The following is a 22,400-nucleotide window of genomic DNA, read 5'->3' on the forward strand; positions in this document are numbered from 1 at the left end:
CTGTGAGGCCTTTTTTCCATGCCCAAAATACTCTATACTCTGCTAGTAATCATGACTTTAACGGTTGGAGCCTCTTCGGTCCCGGCTGCTGAACATATCCATCTCAACGGCTCGACAACCATGGCACCTGTCATGAAAAAAATTGTGCAGGCGTATAGGGAAAAGCACCCGGAACAGACTTTCGGTATCACAGCGTCGGGTTCCGGGGCCGGAGTACACGGTTTTCTCCACGGAACAACGGATATCGCCATGTTGTCACGACCGATGACAATGGCTGAATTACGCCAGTGCCAACAGATGCGATTAACCCCAAGTCGGTTCATTATCGCCTTGGACGGATTGATCCCAATTATTCATCAGAACAACACCATATCCAACCTGACGACGGAACAAGCGAGAGATATTTATAGAGGACGGATTCGGAACTGGGCGGAACTAGGCGGGAGGGATTCGGCAATAATCATCTATACGAGGGCAAAACCATCGGCTTCGTATGATCTTTGGTATGAGAAAGTCCTGGAACGGACAGAACCAATACCAACAAGCATTCGCATCGCGTCAAACATCGACATGGTTGACGCGATCGCGCGGGACACAAATGGGATTGGCTACATCGGTCTCGGATTTATTTCCCCCTTGATCAAGGCTCTTCAATTCGATGGAGTGGAGGGGACAGAGCACACTGTCCGAGAAAGACGATATCCTCTCGTGAGAACATTGAATCTTTATACCAAAGGTGCTCCAACACGCGCAGAAACAGAATTTCTCGAATTCATCCAAAGTGATAAGGGACAGACAATTATCCAAAAAGAAGGTTTTGTTTCTATACAATAACCAATCTTATCGACGTTTCTTGCCATCACCTTTGGATTTGAAAGACGTTGGACCCAAAGAGCGGTTTTTCCCTCTTGATTTGCCGGAAGCAGGCCCTTTCCCTCGACGGGCAGCCTTTCCGCCCTTGGGGGAACTGCGATGCATAGGCATCAATATGGCATGCTGCCGAAGCCTGTCGGCATCAGATTTCGCCACGTATAGAGGAGTGCCATTAAGATCGGTTTCAGCATGGAACATGGCGGCTGCGGCAGTCCCGGGCAGAGGAATAAAACATTGTACCTGCTCCGGCTTCCACCCCTGCGAATGAAGCCAATCACCAAGGGCATGCATGTCGTCATCGGTACAACCGGGAAAAGCACTCATGAGATATGGAATGACATACTGTTTCTTGCCAGCCTTCTTCGATTCCTTGTCAAAAAGATCCAAGAATTGACGAAATGCAGAAAAAGTCGGCTTACGCATCAACTTAAGAACATGGTCGACCTGATGCTCCGGCGCTACTTTGGCCTGCCCACCGACAAATTCACGAATCAGACATGCAAGAGACTTCATATCCGTCAAAGCGAGATCAATCCGCCATCCTGAAGCAACACGCACATGCTTCACCGATTGAACATCGGAGACGCTTCGCAACAGATTGACGAAATCCTTTTGAGTCACAGTGTAGTGTTTACATATCGAAGGAGTCAAACAACTGGAACGTTGACACTTTGATTGATCTGAAGCGCAATGGGCACCCCACATATTCGCACTGGGTCCCCCAACGTCACTAATGGAGCCGTTCCATCCTTTGACTTCTGTAATGCGCTCGACTTCATCCAGGATAGACCCTTTGCTACGTGAACGAATCTGACGCCCCTGATGCAGAGCCAGGGTACAGAATGAACAGCCCCCCGCACACCCTCTATGTGTTGTCACGGAAGTCTGAATCATATCCGCAGCAGGAATACGTTCTGTATAGGAAGGATGTGGTAACCGGGAAAAGGGAAGTCCGGCCAATTCATCCAACCCCGAGGAGTCAAGAGGTTCCCCCGGAGGAGTGAGGATGACCACCCTGCCCCCAGCCTCCTGAAGAGCTATCTCCCGATTTTGATGAACCTGTCGCTCAAGAAGCAATGTCGCCCTGATAAGAGCCTGCGGATCATCCAGTATTGCCTCATGTGAAGGGAGTTCAACGACAGGCTTATCCTCCGGGACATCCTTTCTTGCTCCTGCAACAACCAACCCCGGAATGGAGACCATCAACGGTCGCAACGCCCTGATGGATCGATCTTCAGAATCTCGAATGACCTTTGCTAAAGCCACTATGGAATTTTCCGCCATACCATAGGTAATGGCTGTGGCCTTGCTATCCAATAAAACCGACCGACGCACAGAATCAGACCAAAAATCATAATGAGAGATACGACGCAGAGAAGCTTCAATGCCCCCCAGTATGACGGGCAAACCGGGAAAGGCTCGCTGAACGATATTGGTATAGGCAATACTGGCCCGATTGGGACGATTGCCAGCCACCCCTCCCGGAGTATATGCGTCATCACTGCGTTTCTTGCGAAATGCGGTGTAGTGAGACAGCATGGAATCAAGCGATCCCGCCGTAACTCCGGCGAACAGGGTTGGCCGCCCCATGAGACACACATCGTCTGGACGATCCCAACGAGGCTGCGCAGCCATGCCGACACGAAACCCATGATGGACAAGCCATCGTCCAAGGAGTGCCGCACCAAAGGAAGGATGATCAACATAGCCATCCCCTGTGACAAGAAGAATATCAAGCTCTTCCCATCCCAAAGCATCCATCTCCCTGCGAGACATAGGAAGAACGGAAGGTTGCTCTTCAAGTGATCGTTTCATAGTCATGGCTGAACTCTGTCCTTATTCAAACGATTGCTTTAAGCAAACCGTTTTCTGATCAAAGTAAAAAATTGTGGTTTGCGATCATACTGATGAACAATCACGGCGGGTTTTCCTTTTTCATTCAGCACTCTGCCGCATCGATCCAATTCCGGCTCACCCAGAGTATACCCCAGTGTCATTATAGGGCCGGAATTGTCATGAAGGGTCACGTTCGACAAACTGCCATCGTGTAATAAAACATTATGCACTCCCTGATCGTATCCAGCCATTCGAACGCCCCCAGCAAAAGGAAGCAGCCGATTGATCATGGCATCCAGATATCCTATCATGGCTTGAGGACTGCCGACACTTGTGCCGGAACAGGAGATAGGGCCATCGGCAACCAATGCCAAGGCTTTTTCACCCAGATGTTCCCGCACCCAATGACTATTATGCGGACAAGCTCCAAGAGAAATCCTTCTCTCTTCCAGCGTACAATTTATCCCTTGAGGCCAGGGATACCCAAATGGGTCTTGCTGAAAAAGTACATCCCGAACATCAGTAATCAGGACTCGCGCATAATCGATTTCCGAACTTGCCAAAAAAGTCCTGTAGAGAAAATACCGTAAAGCATTATACGGGATATCATCAGTACCCTGCGGTCGCACAAGCGGAATGACTGTGACTCCATGAGCTTGCATTCGTTCAATGTCACGAGTTGTTTCGGAAACAAACAAAACGCACTCGCCCTCTGTCCCGCTCCGCTCCAGAGAAGACAGGAATGGCCGCACATCACCATAGTGGTATCCTGCGGCCAGCCCAAGTATCAGATTTGCTTGATGAACAGATGACACGGAGTCTAGGACCGACGCCTCCTGCGACGGGGACGACGGCGACGTTTGGCAGCTCCCCCTTCGTCCTCGGTCTGTTGGGGAGAACTTTCAGCCTGTCTCACAGGCTGTTCTTTAGGCTGATCTTTGGCAACTCGTTTGGGCCGATTCTCACGCACTGGTCGTTCAGGACGATCTGCGGCGGTTCGTTCTTTGGACTCCGAACGGGCGTCCTGACGTTTCCTCCCCCGATTTTCCTGCCCTCCATTACCATGACTCTTCTCGCCGCGCATTTCCCGTTGCTGGCGCCCCCTGCCTCCTGAAGGCTTGTTCCCGCTGTTTTTTGCTCTTCTGCCGCCCTCTTGCGAGCCATTTTTCGCATCTTGTGAAACGTGCTGTTTCAATTCCGGCTCGGCAGGCTTTCCGTGCAGTGTATTCTGATAAATTTCGTCCAGGAGCATTGCAATCAGCCCCATGGTGTCTTCAGCCTCACCATATTTCTTTGCCAGAGGCAGAAAACGAGCAGCCCGCTCTCTCTGCAAATGGGTCAGCTTACGGAATTTCTTTTCCAACAAGGCAGTCAATCGCTCTTCGATGATGGCTGCAACATCCTCTTCTGTGGGATCTTTGACCTCATCAAATTTAATTTTGAAACGACTGGCAATGCGTTCCAGTTCCATTTTCTGAATGACGTCAACCAGTGTAATTGCTGTCCCGGATGCACCTGCTCGCCCAGTACGTCCGGCCCTGTGAACATAACTTTCCGGGTCTTCAGGCGGTTCCATCATAAAAACGTGTGACAATTCGGGGATATCAATACCTCGCGCCGCCACATCTGTTGCAACCAAAAAGCGCAGCTTGCCTTCCTTGATACGGGCCATGAGCTTTTCGCGCTTGTTTTGCGTCAGGTCCGAAGTCAATCCCTCGGCATCAAAACCGAACTGCGAAAGCAGTTCCGCCGTGAATTCAACATTGCGCTTTGTATTGGCAAAAATAATTGCCGAGGCCGGATTCTCCAACTCAATGAGCTTGATGAGTTTCCGCTCTTTCCCCATGGCAGAAACTTCCACAAACTGATGGGTAATCGCCGAAACATTGGCTTCATCACTGGAAAGACTCAAAAAATCGGGCGTGGACATAAATTCTTCGGCCAACCGCAACACAGATTGCGGAAAGGTGGCCGAGAACATGAAACTCCCGTCAATATTGCGCGGCAGGTAGCGTTTCACTTCAACCATGTCAGGGTAAAAACCAACAGACAACATGCGGTCCGCTTCATCAAAAATCAGGACCTTGAGAGAATCGAGAAGCAAGCTGCGGCGAACAAGGTGATCGAGAATTCGACCGGGTGTTCCCACAACAAGCTGGGCACCTTCGCGAAAAGCATCGAGCTGCTGCTGATAGCCGACACCGCCATAGACAGCCACGACATTGATACCGCTCTCTCCGGCCAACAGACGCGCTTCCTGAGCAACCTGCTGGGCGAGTTCACGAGTCGGAACCATGACAAGCGCCTGACATTGCGGAATATTCGGATCAAGCTTCTCCATCAATGGAAGGACAAAAGCGCCGGTTTTGCCTGACCCTGTTCGCGCCTGCACCATGACATCAGTATTATTCAATAGATATGGTAGCGCCTTTTCCTGCACAGGCATCAACTTATCCCAACCAGCCTGGGCACAGGCATCAGCGAGAGAGGATGGTAAATCCTCGAATTTCATGTCTGGAAATTTCGAATCAGTGACAGCGTCATCGTTGACGGTGTCGGGTGTGTTTTCGTTGTTCATCTAAGGACCTATTATGTATGGTGTGAATCCCGGCCAGGAGACAATGTGAATAAGGGCGGGGATATGAAATTCTTTAAGATTGAGCAAAGAGTATACCTTTTGTCCAGTTTTGTACAATATTTGAAACACTGGAATTTCAGATACCATGCGCACAGGGGGTCAGGAAGATATCTCTCGAATAAAGCAGGGAATAGGACTCTTTCCCTCTCTTTTGACTCTCGGATATACAAAAAATATTTTCGCTATTAATATCAAAATATTGCATAAAAAAAGCACGTGGTACACAGGAAAAGAGCAATGACTTTATGGACACCCTAAAAAGATGAACTAAAGTGCATTCCAGAGAAGAAAGGCGTGATGTGCGGAGAAAAGAACAGCATGTCCCGCCTGCTCACACAGGAGAAAAGCATGAAAAGAAAGTCGGCTCGTCTGAAAACCGTATACGCCTCCAGCGACGGGGGCACGCCGCTGGAGGCTCTTAGCTGAGGTCCCTAGGCCTCCAAAGCGGAGCGAATTGCTCCAAGGAGTTCCTGAGGGTTGAAGGGCTTTTTAAATGATGCGACTGCATTTTTAATCGCGAGATGAATCCCGGACAGGCCGCTGACTACGATAACAGGCGTGTCCTTGTGATCCGGCTCCTGTACCATTTTTCTGTAGAACCGTGGGCCCCATTCGTTGGGCATTTCCAAGTCCAGCGTGATGAGGTCCGGTTTTTCCTTTTTCAACAGAGCAAGGGCATCTTCAACATTGGATGCAGCACAGGTCTCAAACCCGTCATCCTGAAGGATATCTTCGAGATATTTAACGATATAAGGATCATCGTCGATGATGAGTATTTTACGAGACATGGCTTGCCCCCTTCTGTTTTCTCTGAGTTTCAGGGCTGGTCCGGCCTTGGTTACCGCCGAAGATATCCCCGTTAATCCACACTATTATTCCGAGTTCTTGCATTGTTTACTCCATTCCTAAACCGCGCACAGCGCGTTATCGATGATTTCCTTGATGTCTTCCGGCCTGGGTGGTTTCTGGACATAAGCGAATGGTTCAGGGTAATCCGACTGCCCCACACCCATGATTTTGAGCGCATGCTTGAAGGTATCAGCTCCCACAGCGGAGAGCATGATCACCGGCACCTTTTTTAACCCTGCATCTTCCTGAAGCCCTTGGTACATGACCAATCCCCCCTCTCCGGGCATCATCACATCAAGAATGATCAAATCCGGCTTCAACTCCGAGGCCCGCTCCAAACCTTCACGGGCATTGCGCGCCAAGTGTGGTTCATAGCCACTGGTCTCAAGCAATGTCTTGAGAAACAACCGGATGTTCATCTCGTCATCCACTACCAGGACTCGCTTGATTGTATTGGTCATGGCGTATCGCCGTCCGGGTTAGTCCGTTATCCAATCAGGATGATTGACACTGGCCACCGGACAGGCGGAGCGCAGTACGACCTCTTCCAGAGTTGTGCCTATTTCGGCATCTTCTGGTGGAATATCCTTGGAATGATGAGCCATCACAATGAGGTCTCCTTCCTTTTCCCGTGCGTACTTCAAGATTTCGACATGCGGTGCGCCTTCGCGGACATCGACTTCCACCATGTTGAAATCCGTAATCTGGGACAAATACCGTTCCTTGATCTTTTCTGTCGCGTTTTCAATTTCCGTTTCAATCATTTCCTGAGTCGGCTTGCCACCCAACTCACCGGACAGGATATTGACTGCATGGAAAATATGCAAAGGACAACCAACATCCTTGGCGACCTTCAAGGCAAAGGTAAAAGCATGATCAGCGGCTTTGGAAAAATCCGTACAGAAAACAACGCTGGAGAAGAGGTTCCAGCATGTATTGCACGGTCTGTTGACAATAAGCACAGGACAGCGGGCACGCTTGGAAACGGTCAACATGGTATTCCCCATGATTGCGCGGTAGCGTCCTCCACCTTCCTCGGGACGGGTGTTGGCACCCATCACGATCATATCCGTTCCTTCGTTGCGGGCCAGGCGCAAAATCTCTGTGGCCGGAACACCAACCGTGGTCAAAATTCGCGTCTTAGCTCCGTAAAGTTTCAACTGGTTATCGTAGGTATTGCTGAGTTCTTCCTTGACCCAAGACTCGTAGTCCTCTCCAAGGTCTTCCCTGTCACCTGTACGAACGTCCGTCACTTCCACGCTGAATCCCCTGGAAGGGACACCAAGAACGTGAAAAAGCAGAAGTTCAGCGTCTTCGCGTTCGGCAAGGTCGAATGCAATCTTGGCCGGGCTGTCGCAAACGGGAGAACCACTCGTCGCAAACATGATCTTGTTAAACATGTCCTACCCCTTTATGCTGCAATGTTCAGGGAACCGCTGAAAACCGAACTCCCAGGCTATTCCCTCAATGAATTCAAAAAGACTGAAATCCGTTTCGAATTTCATGATGTTCACGCTGTCGCCAAACACCGTGTGCTTCAACATTCCCAACCGTATGGGAACATCAAGCAGTGTATTAAACTGGAAGAGGCGAAGGTCCTGTCTGGTCTCATTGTGAAACCCGATCAGGGTGCAGAGAACGTTGAACCGAGGTTCACCCGGAAAACCGACCATCTCGACCTTCTTGATGAACTCAAGATGAGTCAGCATATCCGACACACACCCGATTTCCCGGCACTGACCACACTCTTCCACCAGAGGGGGAATGAACACACTGATATCCTGAAATTCGGGATAACGATGCATCATTTTCAGAAATGAACGGAGCGTATACCCGGTTTCAAGGCGCACCTTGCCCGCCAGGGCGGACAGCGGCCTTGCCACTTCATTCCCCTGATCCGAGATAAGCATCCCGTTTCGTGCAAGTTGCGTGGTGTTCATGATCCCCTCTCTCCTGAATTATTTCGTGTGACACTCGCCACAAGTCACTGGTCCCTTGAGGGATTTGACATGACAGGCGATGCATTGACGGTGATAGGCTCGCATGAGCGGCGTTTCACCGTTTTCAGGTTTCACTAGGTGGCAGGAGTCACAGGACTCGCCTTCACTCGAATTTTCCATATCCATTGCACCATCGTCAGTACGACCGTGATGGCAGACTACACAATCGTCGATCTCCGCCTTCTCATTATGCATGTCATGATTAAAGGCGACCTGTGGTCGCTCAAGTACGGTAAATGCCGTGACAGGAACCTGTGTCATATCGTCTTGCGAGAAAGCAGTAGGTATCAGGTAGATGAACACCAGGACGACGATAATCGCCATGGGGGTCGCCAGCCGTTTCATTTGTTGTTTGTTCATGGCTTGCCTCCCTTACATTCCTTCCGGTTTTTCCATCAGCTCATAGATGATGTCGCCGAGGAACTTGGCATGCATGCCCAGATCGTAATGACCGATGATATCTTCCAATCCACCATGACAATTATGACAGGGGACCACGATGTGCTCCACACCAGTGGCGGCAAGTTGTTCAGCCTTGACCCGGTTGCCCTGCATGCGCACCCCTTTGAAAGGAGGACCGCAGTTGATGACACCACCGCCAGCGCAACAACAATAGTTATGTTCACGGTTTGGAGACATCTCAATGACATTATCACACAGCATGTGGGTCACATCGCGCAATTTGTCCATGAGACCTCGGCCTCGGATGATGTTGCATGGATCCTGGATAGTGACAGGTTTATCGAACTTTCCGGTCAACTTGATCTTTCCCTGAGTCAGAAGCTCCCAGTAAAACTCGACGGCATGAATCACCGGAACCGGAGACTCCCGATACCCAAGCCAGCGGTTACCCATGTCATAGACCGACCGGAAAGCATGGCCACACTCGCCCATGACGATACGCTTGACGCGAAGTTTTTGAGCGGATTCATAGTGAGAGCGTTTGAGCCGCCCCATATTTTCAAAATCCCCAACAAACATGCACATATCGGAATTGTCCCATCCTGGCCCGGAAGTCATGGTATAATCGACCCCGGCCTGATGCATGATCGCTGCGGCCTGATAAATAAGCTGAGTGCGGAATTTCGGTTCGGGAGCGATGACCGAATAATAAACATCGGCCCCTTCCTTATCGAGTGGAATCCGCAGATCCGGGAACTCATCCCTGGCCTCGTCTTCCTGCCATTGCAGAGAGTCTATCCACTCGTCATCTTTCACCCACATCTGATTCATGGTTGATGCATGAGAGTGTGCAGTATCACTGATGTACTGTGGCACGACATCAAGCAGATAACAGATTCGGCGCATGGTCGACATAATATATCCGGTATCAATACCTATGGGACAGTAATGAGCGCACCGTTTGCAAAGGTTGCATTCGGTATATGCGATCTGTGCCATCTGATATATCTCATATGGATATACTTTGCCTTTCTTCTCCATCAACTTATAAACTGTATCAGTTGCTTTGCTTACAGGGGAATAGCTGGGATCGTTGTCGTGAGACATGTAATAATGACATGCCTGCGAACAAAGCCCACACCGCATACAGGTTTCCTGATATGCCTTGAGTTTGGCCCCGGTTTCACCTTTGAGAACACGGTTGACCACTTCCTCGATCCGTTCCGAGGTCAGTTTGGCCACCCCACTCTCAAGGCCGGGATCAGCAATGATTCTGTCAGCTATATGACTCATAATAGTATCCTTGGGTTTGCTTTGATCAGAACGTTCCTACCAGTCGTTGGCATGTCTCACTCCACCAAACTCGGACCCCATATAAGCGCGGGTGAAAACCACAAACAGGGCATGACTCAGTCGGGTAAAAGGAATGAGCGCCAAGAGGAGTTCACCGGAGAGGACATGCAGGAGAGTCATGAGCAAAGCCGGACCGACCTGATGATACGCGAGGACTCCGGTAATAAATGGCAGGACGACTAATCCCAGGGCAACCCAGTCCTTGGTCCGCGTCACGCTGCGCACATGTGGCAAAAAAAGTCTGCGCAAGGCAAAGACCACACATGCCGCGATGACGATGAAACTGATAATATCTCCAGCCTCGGTGGGCAAAGACCACAAGCTCACACCAAAAGCCGTGTCCCAGAGAACAACATGAGCACTCAAAAAGACCGCAACCAAAATAAAACAGATATGAAAGGCAAAGGTTGTAACCGTCATCAGTGGATCAACCTTCCACCCCATGGTTCCAAAAGGAATCAACCAACGCATGATAGACCTGATCCCATACGGCCAACTCATATAAGCGATTGACGATCCATCTTTTTTTCTTGCCAACGAATACATTGAAATCAAACGGTAAGCCGACCCCAGAATAAAGATCGCCCAGGCGACCCAAGCCAGTGGTCCGGAGACGAAGTTGTATAATTCGATCATAGTTCGATCCTCCGCCTAGAACTGGGCCACATCCGCAACAATACGGACGTAGCTGTTGTTTTCGATGGCTCTGATGAGCACTTTACTCGAATCCTCACTGAAGACAGGTGGCCATGCCCAGTCAAAGCTCCGTTCAAAAGACTTACCGTTGACCAACGTATGATATTTGCCACCCTTTTCAGTGAGAGCAGCGACATTATTACCATCAGGGGAGAATGTGACAGGCCACGCCATTTCCCATGTTCCATGCCATGGTTTGTCATCCACCACTATACGAAACTGGGAATTGTTATTGCTGGCAATGACAGCGGCTCGATCTCCGAATCGGCTCAAAACGAGGTCAGTCACAACCGGAAATGTCGATTTCCAGGCAACATCATTACAGGCGGCAGTAAACTCACCATAGCCAGTGGCCACGATAGCCCAAAGGCGATCTCCCGACTGGGAGAACTGCAACTTCATACATTGCACGTAATCGGGTTTCCAAATAATGGCTCCATCGCGGGCAACACCCCATTTGCCCCCCACTCGTACCGGAGCAGCAACATATTCACCGCCAGGATGAAATCTCGGTTCCCAGACCTGGGTGTATGTAGTGGACCATGGTTCGTCGTCTACCGTAATGGTATATTTGTGGACATCCGTACGAGCCTGCGCCGCAACACGAAGACCTCGTTCGTCAAAGACCGGTGTCCACAGATTGAGATACTTACCCTTCCAGATTTCCCCATCTACAGCAGCGGTATAAATTCCCTTTTTGAATCCAGCGATATCTGCCTGCCCAAGGCGAACGACCTGAACGATGGCTGCTGCGTGAACACCATTTTCACTCAGAGTATACTGATTGGCATTTTCAAAGAGATTTTCCCAAATCGCTCCATTGAGACTGACACCATATTGTTCATTGTCCTTGGCCATACAGGCGATGACCTTTCCGTCTTCGCTGAACTTGGTATCCCAGACAAAATCGCATGGTTCGGCAATCAGTTCTCCATCAACTCCCACGGCCCAGGCCATATCTTGCTGACAGATGGCTGTAAGCCTGCCGTCCGGCGAGAATTTCGGATGCCAGATTTTTTCAAAAGCAGCATCCCAGACCGTGTCGTTGGTACGGATGGAGAACTCGCCCTCACCCAGATTAACTATGGCTGCCAAGGTTTCGCCGTCGTCGGAAACGTACGGCTCCTCCTGCCAGACATGTTCTTTAAGAGGAGAGAGGGAATTGACGACCGTTTTCTGGCCGACCTCCCAATCCCATTTGGATATGTGACCCATAACACCCCCTTATGTTGCAGGGCCGCGGAGTGCGGCCATTTCATCAACATGGGGGTCGGTATCGTCAGAAAGCGGTGGTTGCGCTGCGGCCGGGCATGATCATCCGGTCCATTGAGTCCTCGATGTAGGCGGTGAGCACGCCCTCGATTGGACCTTTGACCCAGGGGATGACCTGAATGCCCATGGCTTCAAACCCGTCCTTCGCGGCCTTTCCGAGGCCGCCGCAGATGACGATGTCGACACCCATGGCCTTGAGGTAGCTCGGGAGGGCACAGGCCCCGGCAGTGGGCATGGCGGTCATGCCGCTTGCGACCACGTCCTTTTCCTCGAGCGAATACAACCTCAATTCCGTTGCTGTTTCCAGCAGGGTCGCCACCCGGTTTTGATAGCCAGCGATACAGAGTTCCATACAACCTGAGTCTGTTTACGAGGCCGATTCATTTTCGGACTGACGACACGACCTCTTGTGCACAGTCCATTCCAAACAAAAATATACAATTATATTAAATATATACATTATTTACAGATTTGATCCGATATCAAAACTGCCGCATAACACGTCACACTCAAGAAGCAACATGGCTTATTTTGCTGCACCTCGCGCAAGTATTCTGCGCACCGTATCTCGGGACACGCCAAGCTCTCTTGCCGCAGCACTTTTGTTTCCTTTGTGCTTTTCCAGAGCTTGCAGCACAGCCTGATATTTATGCCCTGCCATACCAGGCTTGGCATTGATAAATGAAGGGGTACAGCCTCCCGGCCCTCTTTCGGAGACAGGCTTCAGATGTTCCGGCAGGTGTGCGGTTTCTATCATCTCCCCCGGACACAATATGAAAGCATACTCAATAACATTCTCAAGTTCCCGAACATTGCCGGGGAAATCATGGTTGAACAGAATCTGATGAACATTTTCCGACACAGCACGAATGGATTTTCCACGCAGGCTGTTCTGTTGCCGGATAAAATGATTCGTCAGAAGCGGAATATCTTCTGTTCTGTCACGAAGAGGCGGGATATCCATCCGTACGACATTAAGTCGAAAATAAAGATCCTGACGAAATTCCCCTTGGGCAACCATCTGCTCCAAGTCCCGATTGGTAGCAGCAACAAACCGAACATCCGCTTTCAGAGGAGTCACTCCACCTAAAGGTTCGTAGACCTTTTCCTGAAGGACTCGCAATAATTTGACTTGAAGCGGCAAAGGCATATCACCAATCTCATCAAGAAAAAGAGTACCGCCCTGAGCCAATTCCAGACGCCCCGGCTTATCCTTTCTGGCATCGGTGAATGCTCCCGCTTTATAGCCGAAAAGTTCCGACTCCAGCAGATTTCCCGGCAGAGCACCACAGTTCACAGCTACAAACGGTTCATCCTTCCGGAGAGAAAGATTGTGTATGGCGCGAGCAAACAACTCCTTTCCCGTGCCGGATTCCCCGAGCACTAAGACGGTGGATGTGGATTGAGCGATGGGAGGTAATATCTGAAGGGTCCGGATCATGTGCGGATTGTTGGTACGAATATCTTCCACGGAATACCGTTCTTCAACCTTTTGCATCAATTGTTGGATGGAGGACAAATCACGAAAACTTTCCACCCCGCCAACAATGGTGCCATCCTTGTCTTTAAGGGGAGAAGAACTCATGCCAATGGGTATTTTTTCACCGTCGGCACGGAGGATAAAACCGGACTTACCAACCACCGCTTTCCCGGATTCCAGACATGGGCGCATAGGGCAATCCCCATCACACACATTGGATGCAAAGACCTCCCAACATTTTTGCCCCACAGCATCTTTGGGCGGTATACCAGAAATATGGCCTGCGGCCTGGTTGAAGAAAGTGATATTCCAGTCCAGGTCCACAGTAAAAATCCCCTCAGCAACAGAATCAAGAACAGATTCCAAAGGGATATTTTCGGGCAACCCGGCTTTTGGCATACATGATCTCCATCATCAGGAAAGAGGTGTGTCTTTTCAGCAGACTGTAGCATGGTGCAGCAAAATACGCCAGTTGACTTTTTTCACACCACTCCCTCTCAACACCCAAGATAAAAAATTAAAAAACATTGGAATACCAGCGTATGGCGTGCATACAAAGTTTCTCCACCTTTATTTGACACCACCATGAACAAACGCACGCCACAAAGGATGCTGTTATATTCTGCAAGAAGCAATTGCCTCCCTACATAATCCAGCTATGGTTAGACTACAGAAGATTAGAACCACCTCCAATTCGTCTCTGGCTCTAGCCAAACCCCAGCCAGAGATGAACACCCTGCGAATGGCGTCGTTTGAGCACCCGACACCCGTTCGCGACTCCACGAAAAAGCGCCGAAAGGCGCTTTTTCACGTCCTGCTTCCTCGCTCTCTTCGTCTGTTCAGCTTCAAATCGCAGACTTAACTCGGTATAATCCCCACACACTACTACCACAACCATCTTATATTATTCATATTTATAAAACAAACCATTTTACCTTGACAATCAAACTATCTCAAAATAGTTTAATTTGAATTTCAAGATATATGGAGTACACACAATCATGGATCATCTCTTTTTCGTCGCGCTTCAATCAAGTATGTTTCTGGGGCTTATCCACGGCATCAACCCCTGTGGTCATTCCTGGGTGGTTCTGACCCCTTTTGTAGCTGGCAATTCGAGCGGCAAACGGGTTTTCAGCCTCACTGCCGCTTTTATCACCGGAACTACAGCTGGCTGTCTCGCTATCGGCCTGCTTCTCGGAACAGTCTCAGCCAGCCTGCCGCCATCCACTCGTTATTTCACAGATATGATTACTGCCGGAATCATAATCATTCTGGGAGCCATTCTCCTCTGGCGACCTCACTTGCTGCACAGTCACGAGCATGATCACGACCATGACCACTGCGACTGCTCCGGGCATGACCACGCCTGCGAAGGCCATGACCATCATGAGCACAACCATCACGAACATGAGCACGAGCATGGACATCATCACACACCACTCACGGCCAAAAAATCCACGGTCTGGGGGCTTGCCACACTTGGTTTTCTCAATATGATTGTCCCTTGCCCCACCGTGGCCATCATGTATTCTTATGCGTTGGAGTCGGCCAGTCCCATGCAGGCCGTGTCTGTTTTTGCCAGCTATGCGATAGGGACCGGCATTGCCCTTGCCGGAGTCATCTTCGCAATATATAAGGTGACTGGATTGATCAGGAAGTTACAAAAGCCCTGGATCGAACCAACCATTATGCGTACGGTTGGCGTACTCACAATATTATTCGGATTTTACACCCTTTACCTGGACTTCGGCCCTGTATAACCATTGAGGACCATGCCCGAAATCAAAAAACTGACACCATTGATCGTCGAGTTCTATGAAAGACTTTCTTCATGGGAGCATGGAGTTGTGCGCGACAAGGGACTGACGCTGCCGCAAGTCCATGCTCTGGAGATTCTTGGGACTCACAAGGCCTTACGCATGAAGGAACTGGCTGAACGTATGGGAGTCACTACCGGCTCCCTCACTGTCCTTGCAGACAGGCTGGAAACAGCGGGCATGATCCGCCGCAAGCCGCACGAAGAGGACCGCCGTTCCATTCTCGTGGAACTGACCGACCAAGGGCAGACGATCTTTGAAGAACATGATGAATTGCATAACCAACTCACCCGTGACATTACGGTCAACCTGACTCGGAAAGAAAGCAGCCAACTTGCTGCGATCCTTGAAAAAATGATCTGCGAGTTTTAAATGAATAAATTGCTGTTCAAAACATTCGCGCCTTTGTCGCTCCTGATACTGCTGGCCTTGCCTGCTCTCGCTCAGGTGCACGACATCAATCCGGCACAAGCCAGACAACTCATGAATACAACCCCTGACCTGGTGATACTGGATATCAGGACTCCAGATGAATTTCATCAGGGACATATCAAGGGGAGTGTGAACATAGATTTCTTCGCAGAAGATTTTAATGAAAAAATCAATATGCTGGATAAAACCAAGCCGTATTTTATATACTGCCGAAGTGGACAACGGAGTCATGTTGCAACATCGTCCATGGACAAAAACGGCTTCGTTGAAATCCACAACCTGACGCAAGGCATCAATGCTTGGACTGACAAGGGATATCCTCTCACCCGAAAGTAAAAGAGAATCACACCCTCAAGCCCTATAAAAAATTCCCGATTCAGTTTGATTCGGGAATTTTTTATTTTGTAGCTACCGAATCACGAATGCACTCTTCCGGGATCTCCCTGTCAGAATCTCCCATAAGTCGATCTTTCTCACGCCCGTTTGAAAAGAGCAGAAATATTGGTGTTCCATCGATCATGAAACGCTCCATGGCACTATCAATGTAATACGCATCGAAAACATAACACACTCAATCGAAACGTCCCTGCTCGCAGCACCCAGGATGTGGGTCTCGAAAAAGACACTGTTCCGCTTGAGGAATGCCACCAGAAATGGCTCCCGCCGTGTTTACACCTTCATATCGAGTGTATAAGATTCCGGGTTTTCATCATTTTTCCGACTCCCGGCGCTCCATATACAGAAATTATGGTTATTACTTTTCAACGCTTGTATGGTCGCTTCTCCCACCATACAAGGGCATGACCAAATCACCATATTGAGCGCTTAGACTCACTCTACTTTGATAAAATGTATGCAAAGCGCTGCAGAAGATCACGCTTCGAAATCCCAGGCATCAAGCTTTCTATAGAGAGTCGCTCGATGGATACCCAACTGACGGGCTGCTTTGGCTTTATTCCCGCCACAGCGGGTCAATGCTTCTAGAATATCTTGTTTCCCCACCTTTCTGGCAGAAGGAGGCTGAGACGTGGCACTCCCCCTCCCAACAGTCAATTGCATTCCAGAGGGGGAAGAAAGAGGGACATCGGCCCCTTCGCCGTATGGATAGAAACCGTTTCGCATCTGATCCGTCAGATCCTTGCGCATATGGTTTATCCCTATCTCGCTTCCGGGAGACAAGATACAGGCATGCTCGAGAATATGGCGTAGTTCACGAACATTGCCGGGCCAACTGTAGCCCATGAAAAGATCAAGGACTGCATCTGAAACCTTCTCAAAAGTCTTGTTGAATTGCCCTGAGAAAATTTCGAGGAAATGCTCGACCAAAAGCGGAATATCCGCCTGCCGTTCTCGCAAAGGAGGCAAAAAAATCGGCATGACATTCAACCTGTAATACAGGTCTTCACGAAATGTTCCCATCTTGACGGCTCGCAAAAGATTCACATTGGTCGCAGCAATGATACGAACATCCGCTGTGTGGGTTTTGGATTCTCCCACCCGCTCATATTCCTTCTGCTCGAGGAACCGGAGTAACTTAAGCTGAATAAGCGGTGAAATATCACCAATTTCATCCAGAAAAAGCGTACCACCCTGAGCCGCCTGGATACGCCCGACTTTATCCCGCACGGCACCGGTAAACGCACCACGCACATGGCCGAAAAGCTCGCTCTCTAGCAAATTTTCAGACAGCGCCGAACAATTGACCTTGACCAATGGAGCCCCGGCTCTTGATCCGCCATAATGCAGTGCTTCTGCGATCAATTCCTTGCCGGTCCCCGATTCTCCAAGAATAAGAACAATGGAATCCAGAGAAGAAAGCTGCTCCAAAAGCTTGTAAATATCCTGCATCATGGAACTTCGACCGATAATACCCCGAAAACCATGCCGCTCGTGCAACCGTTTCTCAAGATCCGCTATGCGAGAGACATCCCTGACGACAAGCACAGCACCAATATGCTGTTTGTTCTGATCGACAAGAGGGGTGCAGTTGAGCTCTACCATGCGCTGTCCAAGCGTCGGAACATCCAGATCAGCTTCATATCCGCGTACAGATTTACTCGTCCGCAAAACCTGCTTCAAGACTCCCAGACAGGGGTGTCCCGAATCACCTATCAATTCCCGAAAATCCCGTCCCTGAGCGATCTCGCGATCAAGAGAGAGAAGTCCTCCTGCAGCACTGTTGGTGGCTATGACACGAAGCTCACTATCCACGGTCACGATGGCATCCGGGATGCTGCGAAACGTGGCCTCCAGATTAAGACGATACTGTTCCTTTTCCGCTGTGGCCCTGTCCAGAGCATTTTCGGCTTCCTTACGATCCGTGACATCACGCCCGACGGCCTGGACCTCTATGATATCGCCACGCTGGTCCAGAACAGCGCGATTGGTCCACAAGACCCATCTCGGTTCGCCATCTGAACGTTCAACATACTGCTCACGATCAAAGACGGGCCGATCCGGGCCTGCTTCATGAATCCAGGATTTAAGATCACGCCGTTCACTCCCGGCCAGGGTCGGAAAATACTTCTGCCCGACGATTTCATCTTCATCCACTCCAAAGAATTTGGCATATGCTCCGTTAATGAAGGTCAATTCACCATCGGGATTATATCGGCAAATAAGTTCTGTCTGGTCCTCGACCACTGCCCGGTAGAGTCGTGCCCCCTCTCGCAGGGCTTCCTCCGCCACTTTGCGTTGTGAAATATCCTGAATAAAAACCGTGCACACTTCTCGACCGTCATGCACAAAATGACTCATGGAAACTTCCACCGGAAAAGTCACCCCACCCGCACGACAGTGATATTGCAGAGGAATATGTTCAGCTCCCGAACGAATGGATTCCATGGTCCGTTCCGGTTCAGCCGACAAATCCCGTATGGTCAAATCCAGCATAACTTCCACGGGATATCCGTAAAGCTGCCTCCCTGCCGCGTTACAGTCCAGTATCGCACCATCGTTTCTATCAACCATAATGATGGCGTCCCTGGCCGCTTCATAGACTGAACGATACCGCTTTTCACTCTCAGCAAGCCCCACTTCAGACTGACGTTGGGCTGTAATATCCCGTGTTACAACCACAAATCCGGCCAGCACCGCCTCAGTATAGACAGGACGAACCTGTGTAATAAAGACAGCCCCACCGCTATATTCCTCTCTCTGCTGCGGTTGGCCAGTGGCCTTGGCTTTTTCGAGGGCATCTTCCTGAATTGACCTGGAAAGACTGGACAATCTCGATAGATACTTCTGAAGGACCAAATCTTCAATCCGACCATTGAGAAGATGAGCCCCCGCCCTGTTCACTTCTAACAGGGCATAGCGGGAATCCAAAAGAAAAGCTGCTTCATCTCCCGTATCAAGAAATGCACCGAGAAAACTTCTGGAAAGAGTAAGGCTTCGTTGCGTACGCTTCTCCCGAAGCAACAAGTCCCGGACCATCCCCCCTTGCCGTACAGCCTCCTCCAACTGGCATCGGTCTACCGGGCACCGCACGAAACTTAAGGCCCCCATGCGGGAAGCAATTTCCTCCGGGGCTTCAACGTCTACACCGGTAACCAAAATCACCGGAAGATTTTCGCCCCGTGATTTGACATATGCCAACAGCCTTTCACTTTCTCCGCCCGGCTCATGGTCTACAAGCAAGACGTCAGGCTCTTGTCTTTTGATGATATCCACGGCTTCTTGCCCGGACGTGGCAACGATCACCTCAAATCCCTTGTTGGTGAGGATGTCGCAGATAAGCCGACATATGGCAGCATCGCTCAAGGCGACGAGAACGGTTGAATTCACCTGAAAATCTCCTGAAAACATCCATACATCACTTGCTTCTCGATAACCAGCCCCCATTCGCCTCACCCCGTATGGATTTTACTGTCTAATTGTTTCTGGAAAGGGTATAGGAAAAGTATGGGATAATTTGACAACCAAGCAAGGAGGAGAGCTATGTCGACCTTTACAGAGACTGACCTTCCCATAAACATCCACCATGGAGAAATGGTGACACTGACGGATGGAACGTCAATTCGCTTCGAGTCAAACGGAGAAGCCAAAAATGTAATGATCAACGATGGATTTGAACCTGCATGCACCCTGTTCCCCGGCTGTGACTATGTCGTAGAAGCAGCCGGAGGAAGTTATAAAGTGACATGCGAATTTGACGACTGTATGCATGTGGAAAAAATGTAACAGCCGCAGTTCGGCCCCCCCGCCCGGCTGGAAATTCCGACCGGGCGTCCTCCCTACTAAACACCGTCACTGATACGCAGATTATAATATCGTCTCACTTTACTTTTACAAAAAGATCGCTCACATAATGAATAAGGACTCCGATCCGTGTCCATTCCCGCCATGGGATCGCGCTGACCAGAAATAGCACCGGGGGAGAACACGTGGCAAAGATACTTATCGCTGAAGACGACAGAATATCACAAAAACTTGCAGCAAAAATAGTTGAGGAGCTTGGACATATCGCTTTTGTCAGTCCCCATGGCAAACATGCATACGAAGCTCTTACGGCCTGTAACGATTTTGACCTACTGCTTACGGATATAATGATGCCTGTAATGGATGGACAACAATTGATCCAAACCATGCGGGGCGACCAGCAATTCATGAATTTTCCGATCATTATCATGTCAGCAGTCGTTGGTATCAACGACATTTCCAATCTACTGAAACTTGGAGCGACCTTATTCCTGGCCAAACCACTGGACCGGGCAGAGCTTCAAACCTATATCAAACGATGCCTCAAAAGTACTGAGAACGGGGGCATTGAGACACCGTAATCCACCACTTATTCTCCACAGAGTTTGGACGCTTCCGTTGTATCATCAAGCAATGGTTGCACTTGCCGTCATTGGCAGGTATCGAGTTGAATGAGAATTGAATGAAACATGCGCATACTTATCACTCATAACAACTTCCCCGCTCAGTTCAGGCATATTGCGGAGTACCTTGGCAGAACCCCCGGCAACCAAGTGGTCTTTGTCACCAAAACACCTCGAAAGGAATGGACAATCGAAGGTGTAACCAAGGTCATCTTCACCCCAAACCAGAGTCTGCGAGAAGATTCCCACCCCCTTTGCACGAATTTTGAAAACAGCATCCGCCATGCTCAAGGTATGAGCCAGACATGCGTGGCGCTCAAGGAAAGGGGATTCATACCCGATGTTATCCTGGGGCATTCAGGCTGGGGACAGACGCTTTTCATGCGTGATATTTTTCCGGATACTCCTTTTATCTGCTACTTTGAGTGGTACTATAGTTCTACCAGCGCAGAGACCACCTTTGATATGCGAAAACGGACCATAAGTGAACGTGCTCAATTACGCCTGCGTAACGATGCCATCCTTCATGATCTGGTCTCCTGCCAATCCGGCATCACTCCCACAAACTGGCAACGCTCCCAGTTTCCTTCAGAGTTCCACTCCAAGCTGGTTCAGGTTCATGACGGAATTGATACGCACTACTTTTCTCCACACCACACAGGACTGCTCTCTCCTCAAGAACTGAACATTCCCGGACTTGACCTGACAGGAGCAAAAGAGCTGATCACCTATTGCGCGAGAGGTATGGAACCTTACAGAGGATTTCCGCAATTCTATCAGGCATTGCCCGCCATTCTCGCTCAACGTCCTGATTGCCATGTCCTTATCGTGGGTGAAGATCGAGTCTGCTACAGCCCCAAACTCCCTGAAGGCGACAGCTACCGAAAACGAATGGAAGCACAGATCAAGGTTGATGAAAGTCGAGTCCACTTCACCGGTCCCTTGCCATACGGTCAGTATAAACAGGTCCTTTTGGCATCTTCCGCACATATCTACCTGACATGGCCCTTCGTTCTTTCCTGGTCCCTCCTTGAAGCAATGTCATGCGGTTGCCTGATTATCGGCTCGGACACCGACCCTGTTCACGAGGTGCTGAGGCACGGAGAAAACGGTTTGATGACTGACTTTCATTCCCCTGCTCATATTGCTGATACAACCCTTTTTGCGCTTGAAAAACAGGCCGAACTCCGCGACCTGCGAACCAATGCGCGTCAAACAATACTCGATACGTATTGTCTCAGTAAATGTTTGCCCATTCACCTGAAAATTCTTGCAGAAGCCGCAAGGAGTGGGCCTCGTTATCACAAACACACAACCATCCAGAGTGACTCATGAAATCATTTTTGAAAAGTTTTTCCCTTGCCGCATTTCTCATTTTCTTGATGGCATTTCCCAGCCATGCCGCAGACCTTGAAAACACCCTCTATCTTGATCTCAAGGATGGGCGTGTCGTTATTGAAATGCGCCCGGACCTTGCTCCCCAGCATGTCAAAAGAATCAAGGAACTCGTCCGCATGAAATTCTACGATGGCATCAAGTTCCATCGCGTCATTGATGGATTCATGGCCCAAACAGGAGATCCGACCGGCACTGGTCGCGGAGGTTCCGGCAAAAACCTGAAGGCTGAATTTTCACCTGCTCCTTTCAATCGGGGAACCGTTGGAATGGCTCGTGCCAATTCTCCAGACAGCGCAGACAGTCAATTCTTCATTTGTCTCGCTCCGGCTCAATTTCTCAATGGCAAATATACTGTATGGGGGCAGGTGATATCCGGCATGGAGTATGTTGACCACATTCGCAAAGGGATCGGTCAAAGCGGTATGGTCAGTAACCCGGATATCATTGTCCGCATGCAAGTCGCGGCCGACGTTCCGAAATAACGATCCCACCGACACAGAAAAAGTGGCGCGACTTCATGAAGTCACG

General features: G+C 49.8%; 23 protein-coding genes. 8 read left to right on the top strand and 15 right to left on the bottom strand.

The features are described 5' to 3' along the window. Positions 1-18: 18 nt before the first annotated feature. Positions 19-834: a PstS family phosphate ABC transporter substrate-binding protein gene (locus BN4_RS04775; protein WP_015414224.1), complete on the top strand. Its 816-nt coding sequence runs from the start codon at positions 19-21 to the stop codon at positions 832-834. A 6-nt stretch (positions 835-840) separates the two neighbouring features. On the opposite strand, the gene BN4_RS04780 is transcribed toward BN4_RS04775, so the two are convergent. The 13 genes from BN4_RS04780 to BN4_RS04840 form a co-directional block, all read right to left on the bottom strand. Then, complete coding sequence (locus tag BN4_RS04780) at positions 841-2,694, bottom strand: YgiQ family radical SAM protein (RefSeq protein ID WP_015414225.1); 1,854 nt, start codon at positions 2,692-2,694, stop codon at positions 841-843. Positions 2,695-2,726: 32 nt separating this feature from the next. After that, positions 2,727-3,524 carry a hypothetical protein gene (locus BN4_RS04785; protein ID WP_015414226.1) on the bottom strand — a complete coding sequence of 266 codons (798 nt, stop codon included), beginning with the start codon at positions 3,522-3,524 and terminating at the stop codon, positions 2,727-2,729. 5 nt (positions 3,525-3,529) lie between these two features. Then, the gene (locus tag BN4_RS04790; RefSeq protein WP_015414227.1) at positions 3,530-5,287 is read right to left on the bottom strand and encodes a DEAD/DEAH box helicase; all 1,758 of its coding nucleotides are present in this window, start codon (positions 5,285-5,287) and stop codon (positions 3,530-3,532) included. A 491-nt stretch (positions 5,288-5,778) separates the two neighbouring features. Next, positions 5,779-6,135 (bottom strand): DVU0259 family response regulator domain-containing protein, encoded by a 357-nt coding sequence (divK, locus tag BN4_RS04795; protein WP_015414229.1) that lies wholly within the window; start codon positions 6,133-6,135, stop codon positions 5,779-5,781. 117 nt (positions 6,136-6,252) lie between these two features. Next, positions 6,253-6,657: a response regulator gene (locus BN4_RS04800; protein ID WP_015414230.1), complete on the bottom strand. Its 405-nt coding sequence runs from the start codon at positions 6,655-6,657 to the stop codon at positions 6,253-6,255. Positions 6,658-6,675: 18 nt separating this feature from the next. Then, positions 6,676-7,596, bottom strand: coding sequence for a universal stress protein (locus BN4_RS04805; RefSeq protein WP_015414231.1), 921 nt, complete (start codon positions 7,594-7,596; stop codon positions 6,676-6,678). 3 nt (positions 7,597-7,599) lie between these two features. Further along, entirely contained in the window at positions 7,600-8,136 is a 537-nt protein-coding gene (locus BN4_RS04810) for a hypothetical protein (protein WP_015414232.1), read from the bottom strand. Positions 8,137-8,154: 18 nt separating this feature from the next. Next, a complete protein-coding gene (tmcA, locus tag BN4_RS04815; RefSeq protein WP_015414233.1) occupies positions 8,155-8,556 on the bottom strand; it encodes an acidic tetraheme cytochrome c3 TmcA in 402 nt (133 codons plus the stop codon). A 12-nt stretch (positions 8,557-8,568) separates the two neighbouring features. Continuing rightward, positions 8,569-9,891, bottom strand: coding sequence for an electron transfer complex ferredoxin TmcB (tmcB, locus tag BN4_RS04820; protein ID WP_015414234.1), 1,323 nt, complete (start codon positions 9,889-9,891; stop codon positions 8,569-8,571). A 36-nt stretch (positions 9,892-9,927) separates the two neighbouring features. Beyond that, positions 9,928-10,587, bottom strand: a complete 660-nt coding sequence (tmcC, locus tag BN4_RS04825; RefSeq protein WP_015414235.1) for a TmcC family electron transfer complex membrane anchor subunit — start codon at positions 10,585-10,587, stop codon at positions 9,928-9,930. Positions 10,588-10,602: 15 nt separating this feature from the next. Continuing rightward, positions 10,603-11,862 (bottom strand): electron transfer complex subunit TmcD, encoded by a 1,260-nt coding sequence (gene tmcD, locus BN4_RS04830; protein WP_015414236.1) that lies wholly within the window; start codon positions 11,860-11,862, stop codon positions 10,603-10,605. A 64-nt stretch (positions 11,863-11,926) separates the two neighbouring features. Beyond that, a complete protein-coding gene (locus tag BN4_RS04835) occupies positions 11,927-12,271 on the bottom strand; it encodes a NifB/NifX family molybdenum-iron cluster-binding protein (RefSeq protein ID WP_015414237.1) in 345 nt (114 codons plus the stop codon). Positions 12,272-12,445: 174 nt separating this feature from the next. After that, entirely contained in the window at positions 12,446-13,798 is a 1,353-nt protein-coding gene (locus tag BN4_RS04840) for a sigma-54 interaction domain-containing protein (RefSeq protein ID WP_015414238.1), read from the bottom strand. Positions 13,799-14,400: 602 nt separating this feature from the next. Between BN4_RS04840 and BN4_RS04845 the strand changes: the two genes are divergently transcribed. From BN4_RS04845 to BN4_RS04855, 3 genes are read left to right on the top strand one after another with little or no spacing between them, the layout of a single operon-like run. Further along, complete coding sequence (locus BN4_RS04845; protein WP_015414239.1) at positions 14,401-15,162, top strand: sulfite exporter TauE/SafE family protein; 762 nt, start codon at positions 14,401-14,403, stop codon at positions 15,160-15,162. Between the two features lie 12 nt (positions 15,163-15,174). Continuing rightward, complete coding sequence (locus BN4_RS04850) at positions 15,175-15,591, top strand: MarR family winged helix-turn-helix transcriptional regulator (RefSeq protein ID WP_015414241.1); 417 nt, start codon at positions 15,175-15,177, stop codon at positions 15,589-15,591. Then, positions 15,592-15,987 (top strand): rhodanese-like domain-containing protein, encoded by a 396-nt coding sequence (locus BN4_RS04855; protein ID WP_015414242.1) that lies wholly within the window; start codon positions 15,592-15,594, stop codon positions 15,985-15,987. Positions 15,988-16,048: 61 nt separating this feature from the next. On the opposite strand, the gene BN4_RS18210 is transcribed toward BN4_RS04855, so the two are convergent. Continuing rightward, a complete protein-coding gene (locus BN4_RS18210; protein WP_269450395.1) occupies positions 16,049-16,171 on the bottom strand; it encodes a hypothetical protein in 123 nt (40 codons plus the stop codon). Between the two features lie 353 nt (positions 16,172-16,524). Continuing rightward, the gene (locus BN4_RS04860; protein WP_041720637.1) at positions 16,525-19,437 is read right to left on the bottom strand and encodes a sigma 54-interacting transcriptional regulator; all 2,913 of its coding nucleotides are present in this window, start codon (positions 19,435-19,437) and stop codon (positions 16,525-16,527) included. A gap of 153 nt (positions 19,438-19,590) precedes the next feature. Between BN4_RS04860 and BN4_RS04865 the strand changes: the two genes are divergently transcribed. From BN4_RS04865 to BN4_RS04880, 4 genes are all read left to right on the top strand, one after another. Continuing rightward, a complete protein-coding gene (locus BN4_RS04865; protein ID WP_015414245.1) occupies positions 19,591-19,833 on the top strand; it encodes a hypothetical protein in 243 nt (80 codons plus the stop codon). A 203-nt stretch (positions 19,834-20,036) separates the two neighbouring features. After that, positions 20,037-20,432, top strand: coding sequence for a response regulator (locus tag BN4_RS04870; RefSeq protein ID WP_015414246.1), 396 nt, complete (start codon positions 20,037-20,039; stop codon positions 20,430-20,432). Positions 20,433-20,540: 108 nt separating this feature from the next. Then, positions 20,541-21,809: a glycosyltransferase gene (locus tag BN4_RS04875; RefSeq protein WP_015414247.1), complete on the top strand. Its 1,269-nt coding sequence runs from the start codon at positions 20,541-20,543 to the stop codon at positions 21,807-21,809. Further along, positions 21,806-22,354 (top strand): peptidylprolyl isomerase, encoded by a 549-nt coding sequence (locus tag BN4_RS04880; RefSeq protein WP_015414248.1) that lies wholly within the window; start codon positions 21,806-21,808, stop codon positions 22,352-22,354. The genes BN4_RS04875 and BN4_RS04880 overlap by 4 nt, the downstream gene beginning before the upstream one ends. The last annotated feature ends 46 nt before the right edge of the window (positions 22,355-22,400 follow it).

The sequence above is a fragment of the Pseudodesulfovibrio piezophilus C1TLV30 genome (assembly GCF_000341895.1).
Lineage (GTDB): Bacteria > Desulfobacterota > Desulfovibrionia > Desulfovibrionales > Desulfovibrionaceae > Pseudodesulfovibrio > Pseudodesulfovibrio piezophilus.

Bases quoted from the DNA above. Each gene is read 5' to 3' on its own strand.
- BN4_RS04850 (WP_015414241.1), top strand. From the start codon at position 15,175: ATGCCCGAAATCAAAAAACTGACACCATTGATCGTCGAGTTCTATGAA.
- BN4_RS04855 (WP_015414242.1), top strand. From the start codon at position 15,592: ATGAATAAATTGCTGTTCAAAACATTCGCGCCTTTGTCGCTCCTGATA.
- tmcB (WP_015414234.1), bottom strand. From the start codon at position 9,891: ATGAGTCATATAGCTGACAGAATCATTGCTGATCCCGGCCTTGAGAGT.
- BN4_RS04775 (WP_015414224.1), top strand. From the start codon at position 19: ATGCCCAAAATACTCTATACTCTGCTAGTAATCATGACTTTAACGGTT.
- BN4_RS04810 (WP_015414232.1), bottom strand. From the start codon at position 8,136: ATGAACACCACGCAACTTGCACGAAACGGGATGCTTATCTCGGATCAG.
- BN4_RS04845 (WP_015414239.1), top strand. From the start codon at position 14,401: ATGGATCATCTCTTTTTCGTCGCGCTTCAATCAAGTATGTTTCTGGGG.
- BN4_RS04880 (WP_015414248.1), top strand. From the start codon at position 21,806: ATGAAATCATTTTTGAAAAGTTTTTCCCTTGCCGCATTTCTCATTTTC.
- BN4_RS04780 (WP_015414225.1), bottom strand. From the start codon at position 2,694: ATGACTATGAAACGATCACTTGAAGAGCAACCTTCCGTTCTTCCTATG.
- BN4_RS04840 (WP_015414238.1), bottom strand. From the start codon at position 13,798: ATGCCAAAAGCCGGGTTGCCCGAAAATATCCCTTTGGAATCTGTTCTT.
- BN4_RS04790 (WP_015414227.1), bottom strand. From the start codon at position 5,287: ATGAACAACGAAAACACACCCGACACCGTCAACGATGACGCTGTCACT.
- tmcD (WP_015414236.1), bottom strand. From the start codon at position 11,862: ATGGGTCACATATCCAAATGGGATTGGGAGGTCGGCCAGAAAACGGTC.
- BN4_RS18210 (WP_269450395.1), bottom strand. From the start codon at position 16,171: ATGATCGATGGAACACCAATATTTCTGCTCTTTTCAAACGGGCGTGAG.
- BN4_RS04805 (WP_015414231.1), bottom strand. From the start codon at position 7,596: ATGTTTAACAAGATCATGTTTGCGACGAGTGGTTCTCCCGTTTGCGAC.
- BN4_RS04800 (WP_015414230.1), bottom strand. From the start codon at position 6,657: ATGACCAATACAATCAAGCGAGTCCTGGTAGTGGATGACGAGATGAAC.
- BN4_RS04835 (WP_015414237.1), bottom strand. From the start codon at position 12,271: ATGGAACTCTGTATCGCTGGCTATCAAAACCGGGTGGCGACCCTGCTG.
- divK (WP_015414229.1), bottom strand. From the start codon at position 6,135: ATGTCTCGTAAAATACTCATCATCGACGATGATCCTTATATCGTTAAA.
- tmcC (WP_015414235.1), bottom strand. From the start codon at position 10,587: ATGATCGAATTATACAACTTCGTCTCCGGACCACTGGCTTGGGTCGCC.
- tmcA (WP_015414233.1), bottom strand. From the start codon at position 8,556: ATGAACAAACAACAAATGAAACGGCTGGCGACCCCCATGGCGATTATC.
- BN4_RS04865 (WP_015414245.1), top strand. From the start codon at position 19,591: ATGTCGACCTTTACAGAGACTGACCTTCCCATAAACATCCACCATGGA.
- BN4_RS04875 (WP_015414247.1), top strand. From the start codon at position 20,541: ATGCGCATACTTATCACTCATAACAACTTCCCCGCTCAGTTCAGGCAT.